A 14,052-nucleotide genomic window follows, 5' to 3' on the forward strand; every position below is an offset into this window, starting at 1 on the left:
AAGCAATTTCTGCATTGGTTTGTGCATATTATATAATTGTCGTTTCTTTTTCGACAGACTGATATCCCGCAGGGAAACCCCTGCGGGATATGTAAAAACTTAAAATTACTTTCTGAGCTTAAATCCGCCCACCAGCTTTTTAAGGATAAGAGCCTGACCTGAAAGCTCCTCGGAAGCGGCAGCGCTTTGCTCTGCAGTAGCTGAGTTTGTCTGAACAACGCCGGAGATCTGTTCCATACCCTGAGTGACCTGGGAGATCATATTCGCCTGAACTGTGCTTGCCTCAGCGATCTCAGCCACAATGTTTTTAACTTCTTCGGAACGCTGTGCCACATCGGCAACCGCTCTTGCAGTCTGCTCGGTGATGCCCGTGCCGTTTTCCACAGCGCTGATGGCACGTTCAATGAGAACCGTGGTCTCCTGAGCAGCGTCGGAGGATTTGGAAGCAAGGTTTCTTACCTCGTCCGCAACAACGGCAAAGCCCTTGCCTGCGTCGCCTGCTCTTGCCGCCTCAACAGCCGCATTGAGCGCCAGGATATTAGTCTGGAAGGCAATGTCCTCGATAGCCTTGATTATCCTGCTGAAGCCTCGCTGATGTCCTGCATAGCCTCGGTGAGCTTGCTCATACACTGAGAAGCCTCGTCAATGTACTCAGCCGACTCCTCGGTGAGCCGCTTGCCGTTGATACAATGCTCGGTAGTATCGCTGACCTTGTCGGAAATGGTGTGAATGGTGGAACTGAGTTCTTCAATAGAGGAAGCCTGCTCCGTAGCGCCCTGAGAAAGGCTCTGAGCGCCGCCCGAAACCTGATCCGAACCGTTAGATACCTGATCTGCGGAAGTGTTTATCTGAGAAAGAGTGTTGCTGAGCTTTCTGTTTATCTCGGTGACAGACTCGATGAGCACGTGGAAATCGCCCTTGTAAACGCCGTCGCCGCAGGAGGAGTTAACGTTGAAGTCGCCGTTAGCCATTGAACCCAGAATTCTGCCGATATCGCCGATAATGCTGTTCATATCGCCTACCAGCGTTTCGGTGGCGTCGGCAAGTATCTTTGTCTCGTGATTGGTATGTATTTCGGGAACAGGGCTTGAAAGATCGCCCTCGGAAAGCAGTTTCAGTCTTTCTGTGCAGAGGGCAATGGGATCGCCGATGTCACGTCCCATTCTTGCCGAGTTGATGGCAGAAACAATTGCAGAAATAACTGCTACAGCTATGGCGATAAACATACAGATAACTGCGTCTCTGATAAAATCCATTGAGGGAGCGCATATGCCGATAGACCAGCCGTCAGTTTCGGCAATGGGAGCATAACCCACAATGGTGGACTGTCCGTTAAATGTAACAGTCTCAGCACCCTGCTCGCCTGCGATCATCTTCTGATGAACAGCGGCAAAATCGGAATATTCGGGATACTCCTGCGCCATAGCAATAAGGTTCTGCTGTCTTTCCACGACCTCGGTCTCCAGATCGGCGATGACCGTGCCGTCCTTGCCGAGAATGTAAGCGGTGCTGTTGTCGCTGACTTTGAGTTCTCTTACGATATCGTTAAGAAATTCCTCGTGGGGAACGAAGTAAACGCAGCCGACAGTCTTTTTGCCCTTAACGCCGTTATCCCATATGGGAGCGGCAACGATAATGGACATCTTGCCGTTTGATTTAGCTATCATAGGCTCGGTAATGGTAGTTTTGCCGTTCATAGCGTTTTTGAAAAAGTCTGTATCGCTGTAGTCGATGCCGTTGAGACCTATACCTTTTTTGTCAATGATGCCGCCTCTGTCCATATTATACTGGAGGACTTTCAGGCTGATAATATCCTGCTTGCGCTTGTCGGCGGTGTCAGCATCGGCGAGCTCCACATTGCAGCCTGCTTCCTCTGTAATGATGCGAAAGCTTTCCAGCTCCCACTCAACACGCTGTGCGGCAAGCTCCGACATTTCTTCAACGCTTGTGGTTGCAAGATTGGTGGCGGAATACTGGTTAGATGTGCAGCAGAATACGCCAAGGATTATAAGCGGAATAAGTACGATCATCATCGTTACGATGATGATATGCTTCTTTATAGATTTTATTTTTGAATAGCTTTTTTTCATATGGCTTCGCCCTCTTTACGCTATGATTATATCTATGCTAATTATACCACGCTTTTGAAAATATTACAATATGATTGTCATATTTTCTCCAAAAATGTTAATTTGTGGCGTAATTTATTGTATATGCCGTACAATTTTTATAATTTTGTCATACCGCCTGCAATTTTTTTCATATCATCGGGAAGCGGCGAGGAAAGGGATATCTCCCTGCCGCTCACAGGGTGGATAAACCGCATTTCACCGCAGTGAAGCGCCTGCCTGCCAATATCCGACATATCGCCGCCGTAAAGGCTGTCACCCGCCAAAGGAAAGCCTGTGTGGCTCAGATGCACCCGTATCTGATGAGTACGTCCCGTCTCGAGTATTATTTTAAGCAGAGTGTAGCGCTCGTTTCCCGAAATCGGGCAAACATTTGTGACCGCCCGTTTTCCGTCGCTCCGAACAATTCGCCTTAACGCCGAGCCGTCCTCCCTGCCTATAGGCTCGTCTACCCGCATAGGAGCGGTTATTTTGCCGCAGCAGACCGCATAATACACCTTTGAGATATTCTCCCGTGAGATGTTCGCCCCTATCCTGCTTTTTGCCGCAAGGCACAGCCCCGTGGTGTCCTTGTCAAGCCTGTTCACCGCCCGAAAGGCGGTATCCGGAAACCCTGCGGCAAATACGTTTGCCAGACAATCCCCGTAATGCCCGGGCGACTGATGAACGGGCATACCGGGGGGCTTGTCATAAACAATTATATCCTCGTCCTCGAAAATTACGGGAACGCTTATATCGGAGTTCGGCTCAAGGTGACAGCCGCTTTTCTCGGGGATACGCAGCAGCACCCTGTCGCCCTTTCGCAGGATATCCACCGACCTGCAAAGCTCTCCGTTACGGGTAATGCCCAGAGAAGTGCGCTTTAGCATAACAAGGGTGCGGCGTGAAATGCCGTTTTGCCGCAGGAGCCTTTCAAGGGTGATCCCGTCATCATTGCAGATAAGCTCAAGTATCCGTTCCAGAAAAACTCCTCCCCGTAATTTACATATATCTGTCCCTCGCCATTATCCACAGCAGAGCGGCAGCAAAGAAACTCGTGTCCTTGTTTAATATTTTTATAGCCGACTGCAGAGCGCCGTATGCACTTTCCGCCTCGGAAGTATTGATACCGCCGCCGAAACGTGCCTTCATAGCGGTGTTCACCACCGTCTCCGTAAGTTCTTTGGAAACACCACGAGCTTCAAGCCTGCCTGCCAGCTCCTCGGGGATATTATCCGCTCCGGAAACATTCAGCAACATTTTGTATATATGCGCCGCCGCCTTGTCGGGGTCATTCGCCAGCCGCCTGCGCCGTGACTTAAAAATAAGCTTTCGGTACAAAAGCATTATCAGCACAACAGCCGCTGCCGAAAGAATGACCGTAAGCGTTCCAATAAGCGCCTTGGGAACTTCCTTTCTCGGAGCAAGCTCTGCAGAGCCGCTTTCCTCGGTCATAGTAATATCATTTCCGCTTTCCGAAGCCTCCACCGACTGCCCGTTATCCACATATGATACGGACGTGCCGACTGCCTCTCCGCCGTAAGCTCCCTCTGTCACATCTCCCTCACCGTAAGCAGTTTCGGACCTGTCGGGAAGCTTCGAAGCTTCATTCTCCGAGGACATAGTGACAGTAGTTTCATAATTTGTTTCGGTGACTGTTATTTCCGTTTCAATGCCCTCTTCCGCCACGTCCGTCTTTGAGACTGCGGGATTTTCCGTAAATGCGGGTGCTTCGGTGGAAACAGAGGTTATTTCCGAAATGGGAGCGTCCTCAAAGCTGTCTTCCGAGCCGTCAAGCTCAAGCATCATATTGCCGTAGCCGGGAGTTGCCTCAAAGGAAAGCCAGCCGAAGCCGTCAATATATACCTCCGTCCAGGCGTGCGCCCTGCTGTCGGGAACGCTGACGGTGGTGTAGCCGTCCGTTACGGGGAAGCTTTTAACGTCCTCCTCCTTGATAACAAAGCCCTCGCAGTATCTCGCAGGTATGCCCATACTTCTGCACAGAAGCGTCGCCGCCGAAGCGAAATGTGTGCAGCTGCCCTTTTTGTTTTCCGTTAAAAACCACTCTGCAAAATCTGCACCGAAGGGCTTCTTACCCGACTCAAGAGCATATTCGCACCTGTCCGCAAGCCCCCTGCGGATATATTTGAGAATTTCCTCCTCCGAGCCGCCCTCGAAGCCCTCAAAAAACTCCTCGTGAGCGGTGAATGTCTCGGGAACGTCAAGGCAGTATTTGTAAGCGTACTCACGCATTCTCAGTTCGTCCGCCGCCATATCGTCTTCAAGATAAATTTCATCGGCACTTGAGAGCACAACGCTCCGCCAGTCACCCTCGGGGAAGTAAACCCCGTACCGCCGCCTTACGCCGTCAGTCTCCAGCAGTCCTGCCGCATTAACGGGATAATATTTCACCCCTGCGCTTATGCCTGTGTTGCGGATAATAACGTCCTTTGACCTGAGAGAGGAAAAATCGTCAATCCGTTTCAGTACCCTTGCGCTGAAAAATTCGGGAGATGTTAGATCGGTCGCAAGTCTCGGCAGTTCAGCGCCCTTTTCCCACCTTGAGCCTGTGTAGTTAATTCCCGTAAAGCCCTTGAGATAAAGTCCGCCGCAGTCCGAGGGGAGAGTTACCTCCAGCATATTCTTTCCCGTAAATTCCACGCTTTCGGTGTTTCCGAGCTTGCCGTCGTGGGTGAGCTTTCCGTTATTCTCGGGGAACACCGTTTCTTTTATGTCACGGCAGAACTTGTCCCAGGAAAAGTCACGCATATAAAGCACAACGCCGTTTCTGAACTCCTTTACCGAGTCGGGGCGCTTAAAATCAACAGCGTCCGCATAAAGAGACGCTCCTATAAAGCTTGTCAGCATAATGACAGCCGCCGCAAAGCCGCTCTGAGCGCTTATTTTGGTGAATATCTTTTCGGCGCCCTTGTCGGAAAAAAGCCCCATTCTTGAGATATCCGCCGCTGCCGCACCGCACCAGCTTGCCGCCAGCAGCCCGAAAAAGAAGCTTTCGGGCACCATTCCGAAATAAAGGCAAAGTTCGGGCAGGGGAAAGGTGGCGCAGACAAAAATAAGGACATTTGGCCTTATGATAAAGCTGCAGGCGGCAAACGCCATTATGCCGATAACGCACACCGCAGCCAGACGGGCGCAGTATTCGTTCCGGTAATATTCTCCTTTGAAGTAAAAAACATCGGATAAAAAGAAATAGGGCGTATCGGCATATTTGCTGAAAGCAGCGCCCATAAAGCTGTTTATGATGTGCTGAAAGCCTCTGACGATAAACTGAAATTTGCAGGCGGCGAAAATTCCCAACCCGCCTATTATCACAGCGGAAATGCTTCGTGACGCTCTCGGAAATCTTCCTCTTAAAGCAAACAGCAGAGCAAACACCCCGTAAAAGCAGAGAACAGCCACAGCGGCAAATCCCTTTGACAAAACATACTGCCCCTTGCTTTCGCAGGCGGTGAGAAATGTGAACACCGAGCCTAACAGACCGCACAAAGGGATAAGGCTCAGCATTATAAGATATATGCCCCTTACTCTGCCTGCACCCACGTGCATACCGGGAGAAACAGTAATGGGGAATGCTCCGCCTGAAAAGCGGAGCAGTTTTTCGGTTTTATTTTTCAAAGCTCCGCCTCCTTTTTAAAAATCATCTCTCGCAGGACAGATCGTGATTTATAAATCCTCTTATTCCCTCTGCGGCAGGAAAACTTTCCCCGCAGAAAAGCCTTGCGGCGGCAAAATAATCTGAGCCGTCCTTTATCCTCACCGCCGAGAAGCCGTTTTCCCCCGTCAGCACCTCAAGTCCCTCAGAGCTGTGGGAAAATTGGTCAATGTGAGAAGGTACAGCTGCATATACCTCAGCATTCTGCAAAGCAAGATAATACGCCACGCTCATAAGCCGCTCGAGAGCATTGTCACGCTTGTCGTTATCCTCGGAAGTGAGGTCTGCGGTAAGGAGAAATCTTGTCTCGCCGCTTACGTTCAGTATCTTAACTATATCCTTGTCAAACCTTGCACTCAGCTTGTAGTGCATAAGGCTCAGCCTGTCTCCGGGAAGAAATTCCCTAAAACCGCATACGTCTCCGGGAGCGCCGTTTCCCCGTTCTCTCACAGTCTCCGAGTCCTCGGACATTTCTGTCCCAAAGCGGCTTAAAAGCTCTCTTGCTTCCTCGGCATAATTTTCTTTCAGCTTCGGGATAATATAAGCGGTGCATTTCATTTTCCTTTTAAAGCGCCTTGCGGAAAATATTCTGAGCAGGTCGTAAATTTTAACGCTCTCCACCGTTATTTCCGCCCTGCAGCAATGCTCCGAGCCGAGAGTAACGGTGACAGTCTCCGTCCGCAGAGCGGGCAGAGGGATATTCACAGTTGAAAAGCTTGTCTCACCGCTCGGATAGCATACGGTCTTTATCCGCAGCTTTGTGTTTGGCAGGGGAAATACGGAATTATTTGAAATGCAGAACGCTGCCTCGCAGGGTTCACCACGAAAGGCTGTGACCCTTCCGGTCTTTACCGAACATTTGAGAAATGCCGAGCTAATTATAAGCTCTACCAGCAGTATCACAGGCAGAATGATAAGTGATATGAGCAGCACAAAGGAAAGGGTATCGGCGAAAAGCAGGTAAAAAGCCGCTCCGCCGATAAGAATTAGAATATACAGAAATCTTGACATAAAAATTTCCTTTACAGCTTGGGAGCGGGCACTCCGCCGCAGATATTTTCAAGTATCTGCCGCACTTCCACGTCACCGGGCAGCCTGCCTTTCACCCTTGCAGGGATAACACGGTGGGCGCATACGTCGGTGTAAACATAGGTCACGTCCGAGGGGATAACATAGTTTCTTCCGCTGAACATTGCGGCAGATTTCGCCATCGCCGCCGCCGCAAGAGAACCTCTGGGACTTACGCCAAGCTCAAGGCGGCTGTCCTTTCTTGTAGCCGCCGAAAGCCTTGCGATATAGTCAAATATCTCGTCGCTGACAAAAACGCTGTCGGCAGCGTTTCTGAGCCTTACAAGGTCATCCGCAGTCATTACCGCTCTTACCTCGGGCAGACTGCTTTTCTGAGATTTTGCCTTTAAAATAGCTGCCTCGTCCGCTTCCTCGGGATATCCCATAGTAAGGCGTATCATAAATCTGTCAAGCTGGCTTTCGGGGAGCATCTGAGTGCCTGCCGAGCCGCAGGGGTTTTGTGTGGCAAGGACGATGAACGGGTCGGGGAGAGGTCTTGTAACGCTGTCAACGGTTACAGACCGTTCTTCCATTGCTTCAAGGAGCGCCGACTGTGTCTTGCTTGAGGTTCGGTTTATCTCGTCTGCCAGGAAAAGATTGCAGAACATCGCACCGGGTCTCCACTCAAATTCTCCCGTGGAGCGGCTTGGCATATTAAACCCCGTCACGTCCGCAGGCATAACGTCTGAGGTGAACTGCATACGGTTGTATTTCAGGCTCAGAGCCTTTGAAAAAGCCACCGCCATTGTGGTCTTTCCCACTCCGGGGATATCCTCAAGGAGGATATGGCCCCCTGCGCAGGCGGTCATAAGGATCTTGATGATTATCTGATCCTTGCCGATAACGGATCTCCTGATCTCGTCTGCGGCGCTTTTCAGCAGAGAAATAAGCTTCTTGTCAATGTCCATTCGTATTATACCAACCTTACTTAAAAGAAATTATCCTGTAGACAACAAAGCGGCAAGAGTGATGCTCCCGCCGCCGGATATGTTAATATGTGTAAATTTATCAGCTCATAGAGAGGATAGCCATATCGCCGTTGGTGGCAAGACCTTCCTTGGCGTTGGCTGCGGCAATGAGCTTTACAATGCTGCCCTTGGTCCTTCTGAGCGCCTTGTCAAATTCGGTGATGGCATTGATGAACGCCTCGTCCTTATCCTCAGCCTTGTAGGTAGCGCAGGTGAGGAGCACCTTTATAGTATTGAACAAAGTGTTGAAGAATATGAAATTATCCCACAGGTTTGAGGTGCAGTCCGCATAGGGCATACAGTATGTCCATACATAGTTCACCATTACCTGCTCAATGTAATGCTCTCTGCCGCTCTTCAGGAAGTCCTCGTAATAAGCCTTCTTCATAGGCATATAAACGTCCTTGTCGAACTTGAATTCCTTCATTGCTCTGTCGCAGTTTACGGAAGCAAATACGGTTTCAAGAAGCTTGTCGTATTCTTCCGATGTGGGCAGCGCACGGAGCAGTGAGAGACCGTCACAAAGGCTGTATGCAAAGTTGGGAGTGATGGACTCGAAATACTTCATAACAGCTTCCTGATTTTTGGGAACATTCATATCACGCAGGAAAGTGGCGATATACTTGTCCTGCTCCTCGCCCTCGGTCTTGTCGAGCATTCCCTGAAGGGTCTTGTAGGCATAGTTAAGGAGCAGCATACGCTTTTCAAAAACGAAGTTCCTGTTCTGGAGGATCTGCATAGTGAGAACCTTGAATTCCCAGTAGTGTTTCAGCTGAGGGTATTGTTCAACAATGGCAGCACCCTGCTTTGCAAATTCTTCCTCGTGCTCGGGCTTGAGGTTTGTCATCTTGAAGCTGAGCACATCGGTTATGCTCATAAGCTTTTTAAGAAGCGGCTTCTGATAGATGGGGAAAACGTACTCCACAGCGCTGGGAGAGGTCAGAATGTTGTACTGGACCTTTTCCTCGAGAGTTTTGTCCTCGGCAAGCTCCTGAAAATAAGACGGTGTAATAATAGGATATGGCATTATATTTCCTCCAGTCCGAGCCCTTTGGGGTCGGTTAATTTCAAAGTTAAAAATATTTTGTCCCAAATCGGTATGTCTTTATAAGTATATCACACATTCAACAAAAAATCAATGCTTTTAGTAAAAAATACTATATTTTGCACTAAAAATCATTTTCGGAATTGGTCAGTCCGTAGGATAAAAGCATAAGACTGTCCCCTAAATGGACGTTTTCCACCACAATATCCTTGTGCTTTGTGGCAAGGTCGTAGTGGGAGAAATTCCAGAATGCCTTTATTCCGCAGCCCACCAGCATATCGGCGCATTTCTCCGCCGACTCCTTCGGTATGCATAAAATAGCGGCAACGGGACATTCCCTGTTTATAAAGTCCTCGATGTCCTTCATAGGCAGTATCTTCATTCCCGCAACGGTAAGACCTGTCTTGTTTTCGTCATTGTCGAAAATGCCGCACAGCTCCAATCCGAAATTTTCAAACTTCATATGAATGGCTATGGCACGTCCCAGATTTCCTGCACCTATGAGCACCGCCTTCCTGTGGCGGTCAAGCCCTAAGATATGTCCTATCTCCGAATGAAGCTCGGGGAGGGAGTAGCCGCAGCCCGGCTGTCCGAAGCCGCCGAAGCAGTTAAGGTCCTGCCTTATCTGAGAGGCTGTGAGGGACATCTGCGACGCAAGGTCTGCGGAGGATATCCGTGTCCGTCCCTGATTTATAAGCTCCCCGATAAAGCGGTAATATCTGGGGAGCCGTTTTATTACCGAGGAGGATATATCCTCTTTTCTTGCCATAGATGACCATTCCTTTGCAACACATTCCGAATAAACTGCGGGCAGTCCGCAGCATTGCCGCCGACCCCCGCAGATACAGTATTTATTCTTTATTATTTTTTCTTTATTCTTTAAATTCGGTTCTTCATTATTAAAGAGTGAAGAATAAATTATAAAGCTTGTGGGACGGGAGACCCGTCCCATACAAGTTTTGAGTAATAAAACAACAAATTTCTGCCGTTACCGAGCCGCCCGCCTGTCGTCCGAATAAATTTCAGAACGAACGGCTGCAGGCTCAGCACGCTTTTTTGTGTGACAGCTTAATATGTATCGTTACCGAGCCGTCAGCCTGCCGCCCAAAATAAATTACAGAACGATTGGCTGCAGGCTCAACACGCTTTTTGTGTGACAGCTTAATATGTATCGTTACCGAGCCGCCCGTCTGCCGCCCAAAATAAATTACAGAACGATTGGCTGCAGGCTCAGCCTGCCTCAGCCTGCCTCAGCCTGCCATCAGAGCTGAAAGACGCTTGTTTATCTCAAGAAGGAAGTCCTCGGTGTTTACCTTCTTCTTGTTCTCAAGATGTGAGAGAACGTACAGGTCGCCTGTCATAACGCCCTCTTCAATGGTCTGGATAGTAGCCTTTTCAAGCTTCTCGGCATACTCGGAAAGCTCCTTGTTTCCGTCAAGCTCGCCTCTCTTCTTGAGAGCGCCCGACCACGCAAAAATGGTGGCAACGGAGTTTGTGGAGGTCTCCTCGCCCTTTAAGTGCTTGTAGTAGTGACGTGTAACGGTGCCGTGAGCTGCCTCGTACTCGTAAACTCCGTCGGGAGATACAAGAACGGAAGTCATCATACCCAGGCTGCCGAATGCGGTAGCGACCATATCGGACATAACATCGCCGTCATAGTTCTTGCACGCCCAGATGTAGCCGCCGTTTGAACGTACAACTCTTGCAACAGCGTCGTCAATGAGAGTGTAGAAATACTCAATGCCTGCAGCCTCGAACTTCTCCTTGTACTCTGCTTCGTAGATCTCGGCAAAGATGTCCTTGAAACGGTGGTCGTACTTCTTGGAAATGGTGTCCTTGGTAGCGAACCACAGATCCTGTTTTGTATCGAGAGCAAAGTTGAAGCAAGCCTTTGCAAAGCTTCTGATGGAGTTGTCCTTGTTATGGAGACCCTGGATAACGCCTGCGCTGTCCTTGAAATCGTAGATAAGGGAGCGTGTCTCGTTGCCCTCCTGGTCGGTGCATACCAGCTCGCACTTGGAACCTTCCGCAACCTGCATTTCGGTGTTCTTGTAAACATCGCCGTAAGCGTGACGGGCAATGGTGATGGGCTTTGTCCAGGTGGGGAGAAGGGGAGTGATGCCCTTTACGATGATGGGTGCTCTGAAAACAGTACCGTCAAGGATAGCTCTGATGGTGCCGTTGGGGGACTTCCACATCTCCTTCAGGTCATACTCGGTCATTCTCTGAGCGTTGGGGGTGATGGTAGCGCACTTAACGGCAACGCCATACTTCTTTGTAGCCTCTGCGGAGTCAATTGTTACCTGATCGTTTGTCTCGTTTCTGTGAACAAGGCCAAGATCGTAGTAATCGGTCTTGAGGTCAACATAAGGTGTGATAAGTATATCCTTTATCATCTTCCAGATGATTCGGGTCATTTCGTCTCCGTCCATTTCAACGAGGGGTGTGGTCATTTTGATCTTCTCAGACATTTTGGTTACCTCCAATAAAATTTTTCCATATGTACCTGATATATAGGGCTTGCGAAAATTATCATTTGTCACCCTTTGAAATGCCTGCAATGAAGCCGAGACCGATACCGCAGGCGAGCCCTGCGGCTGTCATCTGAGGGATTTCCCCTGTGATACAGCCGATAATGACGCCCGTTATAAGCCCCAGACACCCTCCCGTCAGGGGAGCGGTAAGCCTGCGCCTTTTCCGGCGGAATTCCTCGTCTTTTACAGCCTTGAGCCGCATAAGCCTGCTTCCGCCGTCTCCCGTTTCAGTGTCAAAGCTCACTTCTTTCAGAGCTTCGCAGGGAAATCCGGGGCATTTGCCGCAGTGCTCAAAGCCTTTTTCCTCCGCACATCTGCCCACCTCGCACTCCTCGTCCTCGAACAGCTTTTCACGCTCTTCGGGAGGGGTGCAGTAGGGACAGCCGGGGCAGTCATTTTCAAGGGCAAAGCGGCAGGAGGTGCAGTCCATACCGCATTTTGCCAAGGTCACGGTTTTCTGTTCCATTATTTTCTGATGACACAAAAGTACAGAAGTAAAATTAAGATGGTGGGAATGGAGGAAATTCCTCGTCTGAGTCTCAGGTTCATCTCCGGAAAGTTCTTTTTCAGCAAGCTGTCAACAGCCGTTGCTGCAGCTACGGCTAAAATGAATGCTATCCATTCGCCCGCAGTATCGGGACCTCTGCTCCTGCGTCTCAGTGCGAAAAGCTCCGTATCCATAAACCTATTCCCCATTCCAGAAGTTTATTTTTCTTACTTTAAAGACTCTCTTGTGTAGTCAAGCAGACCGCCTGCAAGAACGATATCCTTTGTTCTGCCTGTAAGCTCGCAGAGAACAGGGATCTCCTTGCCGTTTGTCTTGTTCACAACTGTAAGCTGGGTCTTGCCCTCGGAAACAGCCTTTCTTACATCTGCGATAACAAGCTCGTCGCCCTGAGCGATATTCTCGTAATCAGCCTCGTTTACGAATGTGAGAGGAAGAATGCCCGCATTGATGAGGTTTGCTCTGTGGATACGTGCAAAGCTCTTAACGAGAACAGCCTTAACGCCCAGATAAAGGGGAGCAAGTGCTGCGTGCTCACGAGAGGAGCCCTGACCGTAGTTGGAGCCGCCCACGATAATGCTCTTGCCCATAGACTTTGCTCTCTCGGGGAACTTCTCGTCACAGACGGTGAAGCAGTAATTTGAGATAGCGGGGATATTGGAGCGCAGGGGAAGGATCTTTGCGCCTGCAGGCATAATGTGGTCGGTGGTGATGTTGTCGCCAACCTTGAGAGAGCAGCCGCACTCGATAGTCTCGGAGAGAGGAGCGGTCTCGGGGAAAGGCTTGATGTTGGGACCTCTGAGAATTTCAACAGAGTCCATCTCTGCCTCGGCTGCGGGAGGAACCACCATATTGTCGTTGATAACGAACTCCTTGGGCATTGTGAATTCAAATGTACCCTCAAGAGTTCTGGGGTCTGTAAGATAGCCTGTGAGAGCGGAAGCTGCAGCCATTTCGGGAGATACAAGATATATCTGACCGTCCTTTGTGCCGCTTCTGCCTTCAAAGTTACGGTTGAATGTTCTGAGAGAAACGCCCTTTGAGTTGGGGGACTGACCCATTCCGATACAAGGACCGCAGGCAGACTCCAGAATTCTTGCGCCTGCGTCAATCATTACAGCAAGAGCGCCGTTCTGAGCCAGCATATTGAGGACCTGCTTGGAGCCGGGAGCGATGGAAAGGGAAACGTCGGGGTGAACGGTCTTGCCCTTTAAGATGTGGGCTACCTTCATCATATCCATAAGGGAGCTGTTTGTGCATGAGCCAATGCAGACCTGGTCTATCTTCAGCTTGCCGATCTCCTCGACAGTCTTAACATTGTCGGGAGAATGGGGACAAGCTGCAAGGGGAACCAGCTCGGAGAGGTTGATCTCAACTACCTCGTCATAAACCGCATCGGGGTCAGCAGACAGGGGAACGTAAACGTCCTCACGCTTCTGAGCCTTGAGGAATTCCCTTGTAGTCTCGTCGGAGGGGAAGATAGAAGTGGTTGCGCCAAGCTCTGCGCCCATATTTGTAATGGTAGCTCTCTCGGGCACGGAAAGGGTCTTAACGCCCTCGCCGCAGTATTCGATGACCTTGCCTACGCCGCCCTTAACGGAGAGACGTCTCAGCACTTCAAGGATAACGTCCTTTGCGGATACCCAGGGAGAAAGTTTGCCTGTAAGCTCAACCTTAACGATCTTGGGGTATGTAATATAGTATGCGCCGCCGCCCATTGCAACAGCAACATCGAGACCGCCTGCGCCGATAGCTATCATACCGATACCGCCGCCAGTGGGGGTGTGGCTGTCCGAACCGATAAGGGTCTTGCCGGGAGCGCCGAAACGCTCAAGGTGTACCTGGTGGCAGATACCGTTGCCGGGACGGGAGAAATATATGCCGTGCTTCTTGGCAACAGAGCCGATGAAGCGGTGGTCGTCGGCGTTTTCGAAGCCCGACTGGAGGGTGTTGTGGTCGATGTAAGCAACAGATCTCTCGGTTTTTACTCTGGGAACGCCCATAGCCTCAAACTCGAGATATGCCATAGTGCCTGTAGCGTCCTGTGTCAGTGTCTGGTCGATCCTGATGCCGATCTCGCTGCCCTTGACGAACTCGCCGTCAACAACGTGAGCCTTGAGGATCTTTTCGGTAAGTGTGAGTCCCATTTTA

General features: G+C 50.1%; 12 protein-coding genes. All 12 read right to left on the reverse strand.

The features are described from left to right. Positions 1–105: 105 nt before the first annotated feature. Positions 106–630, reverse strand: a complete 525-nt coding sequence (locus ACR0QN_RS01900) for a methyl-accepting chemotaxis protein (protein WP_432649499.1) — start codon at positions 628–630, stop codon at positions 106–108. After that, complete coding sequence (locus tag ACR0QN_RS01905) at positions 573–2,090, reverse strand: cache domain-containing protein (RefSeq protein ID WP_432649500.1); 1,518 nt, start codon at positions 2,088–2,090, stop codon at positions 573–575. The genes ACR0QN_RS01900 and ACR0QN_RS01905 overlap by 58 nt, the downstream gene beginning before the upstream one ends. 137 nt (positions 2,091–2,227) lie before the next feature. After that, positions 2,228–2,998 carry an RluA family pseudouridine synthase gene (locus ACR0QN_RS01910; protein WP_432649501.1) on the reverse strand — a complete coding sequence of 257 codons (771 nt, stop codon included), beginning with the start codon at positions 2,996–2,998 and terminating at the stop codon, positions 2,228–2,230. Between the two features lie 112 nt (positions 2,999–3,110). Further along, complete coding sequence (locus ACR0QN_RS01915; protein WP_432649502.1) at positions 3,111–5,744, reverse strand: transglutaminase-like domain-containing protein; 2,634 nt, start codon at positions 5,742–5,744, stop codon at positions 3,111–3,113. A gap of 22 nt (positions 5,745–5,766) precedes the next feature. Next, positions 5,767–6,792 (reverse strand): DUF58 domain-containing protein, encoded by a 1,026-nt coding sequence (locus tag ACR0QN_RS01920; protein ID WP_432649503.1) that lies wholly within the window; start codon positions 6,790–6,792, stop codon positions 5,767–5,769. Between the two features lie 11 nt (positions 6,793–6,803). After that, positions 6,804–7,757: an AAA family ATPase gene (locus tag ACR0QN_RS01925; protein WP_432649504.1), complete on the reverse strand. Its 954-nt coding sequence runs from the start codon at positions 7,755–7,757 to the stop codon at positions 6,804–6,806. 100 nt (positions 7,758–7,857) lie between these two features. Next, positions 7,858–8,844 carry a hypothetical protein gene (locus ACR0QN_RS01930; protein WP_432649505.1) on the reverse strand — a complete coding sequence of 329 codons (987 nt, stop codon included), beginning with the start codon at positions 8,842–8,844 and terminating at the stop codon, positions 7,858–7,860. Between the two features lie 142 nt (positions 8,845–8,986). Further along, complete coding sequence (locus tag ACR0QN_RS01935; RefSeq protein WP_432649506.1) at positions 8,987–9,631, reverse strand: redox-sensing transcriptional repressor Rex; 645 nt, start codon at positions 9,629–9,631, stop codon at positions 8,987–8,989. Between the two features lie 481 nt (positions 9,632–10,112). Further along, complete coding sequence (locus tag ACR0QN_RS01940) at positions 10,113–11,333, reverse strand: NADP-dependent isocitrate dehydrogenase (RefSeq protein ID WP_432649507.1); 1,221 nt, start codon at positions 11,331–11,333, stop codon at positions 10,113–10,115. A gap of 61 nt (positions 11,334–11,394) precedes the next feature. Then, positions 11,395–11,862, reverse strand: a complete 468-nt coding sequence (locus ACR0QN_RS01945) for a DUF3795 domain-containing protein (RefSeq protein ID WP_432649508.1) — start codon at positions 11,860–11,862, stop codon at positions 11,395–11,397. Next, positions 11,862–12,077, reverse strand: a complete 216-nt coding sequence (locus ACR0QN_RS01950; protein WP_432649509.1) for a hypothetical protein — start codon at positions 12,075–12,077, stop codon at positions 11,862–11,864. Before ACR0QN_RS01950 ends, ACR0QN_RS01945 begins: the two co-directional genes overlap by 1 nt. A 33-nt stretch (positions 12,078–12,110) precedes the next feature. After that, complete coding sequence (locus ACR0QN_RS01955; protein WP_432649510.1) at positions 12,111–14,048, reverse strand: aconitate hydratase; 1,938 nt, start codon at positions 14,046–14,048, stop codon at positions 12,111–12,113. Positions 14,049–14,052: the final 4 nt, after the last annotated feature.

The sequence above is a fragment of the Huintestinicola sp. genome (assembly GCF_050874005.1).
Taxonomy (GTDB): domain Bacteria; phylum Bacillota; class Clostridia; order Oscillospirales; family Ruminococcaceae; genus Huintestinicola.

Bases quoted from the DNA above. Each gene is read 5' to 3' on its own strand.
- ACR0QN_RS01920 (WP_432649503.1), bottom strand. From the start codon at position 6,792: ATGTCAAGATTTCTGTATATTCTAATTCTTATCGGCGGAGCGGCTTTT.
- ACR0QN_RS01930 (WP_432649505.1), bottom strand. From the start codon at position 8,844: ATGCCATATCCTATTATTACACCGTCTTATTTTCAGGAGCTTGCCGAG.
- ACR0QN_RS01955 (WP_432649510.1), bottom strand. From the start codon at position 14,048: ATGGGACTCACACTTACCGAAAAGATCCTCAAGGCTCACGTTGTTGAC.
- ACR0QN_RS01925 (WP_432649504.1), bottom strand. From the start codon at position 7,757: ATGGACATTGACAAGAAGCTTATTTCTCTGCTGAAAAGCGCCGCAGAC.
- ACR0QN_RS01940 (WP_432649507.1), bottom strand. From the start codon at position 11,333: ATGTCTGAGAAGATCAAAATGACCACACCCCTCGTTGAAATGGACGGA.
- ACR0QN_RS01935 (WP_432649506.1), bottom strand. From the start codon at position 9,631: ATGGCAAGAAAAGAGGATATATCCTCCTCGGTAATAAAACGGCTCCCC.
- ACR0QN_RS01950 (WP_432649509.1), bottom strand. From the start codon at position 12,077: ATGGATACGGAGCTTTTCGCACTGAGACGCAGGAGCAGAGGTCCCGAT.
- ACR0QN_RS01945 (WP_432649508.1), bottom strand. From the start codon at position 11,862: ATGGAACAGAAAACCGTGACCTTGGCAAAATGCGGTATGGACTGCACC.
- ACR0QN_RS01910 (WP_432649501.1), bottom strand. From the start codon at position 2,998: ATGCTAAAGCGCACTTCTCTGGGCATTACCCGTAACGGAGAGCTTTGC.
- ACR0QN_RS01905 (WP_432649500.1), bottom strand. From the start codon at position 2,090: ATGAAAAAAAGCTATTCAAAAATAAAATCTATAAAGAAGCATATCATC.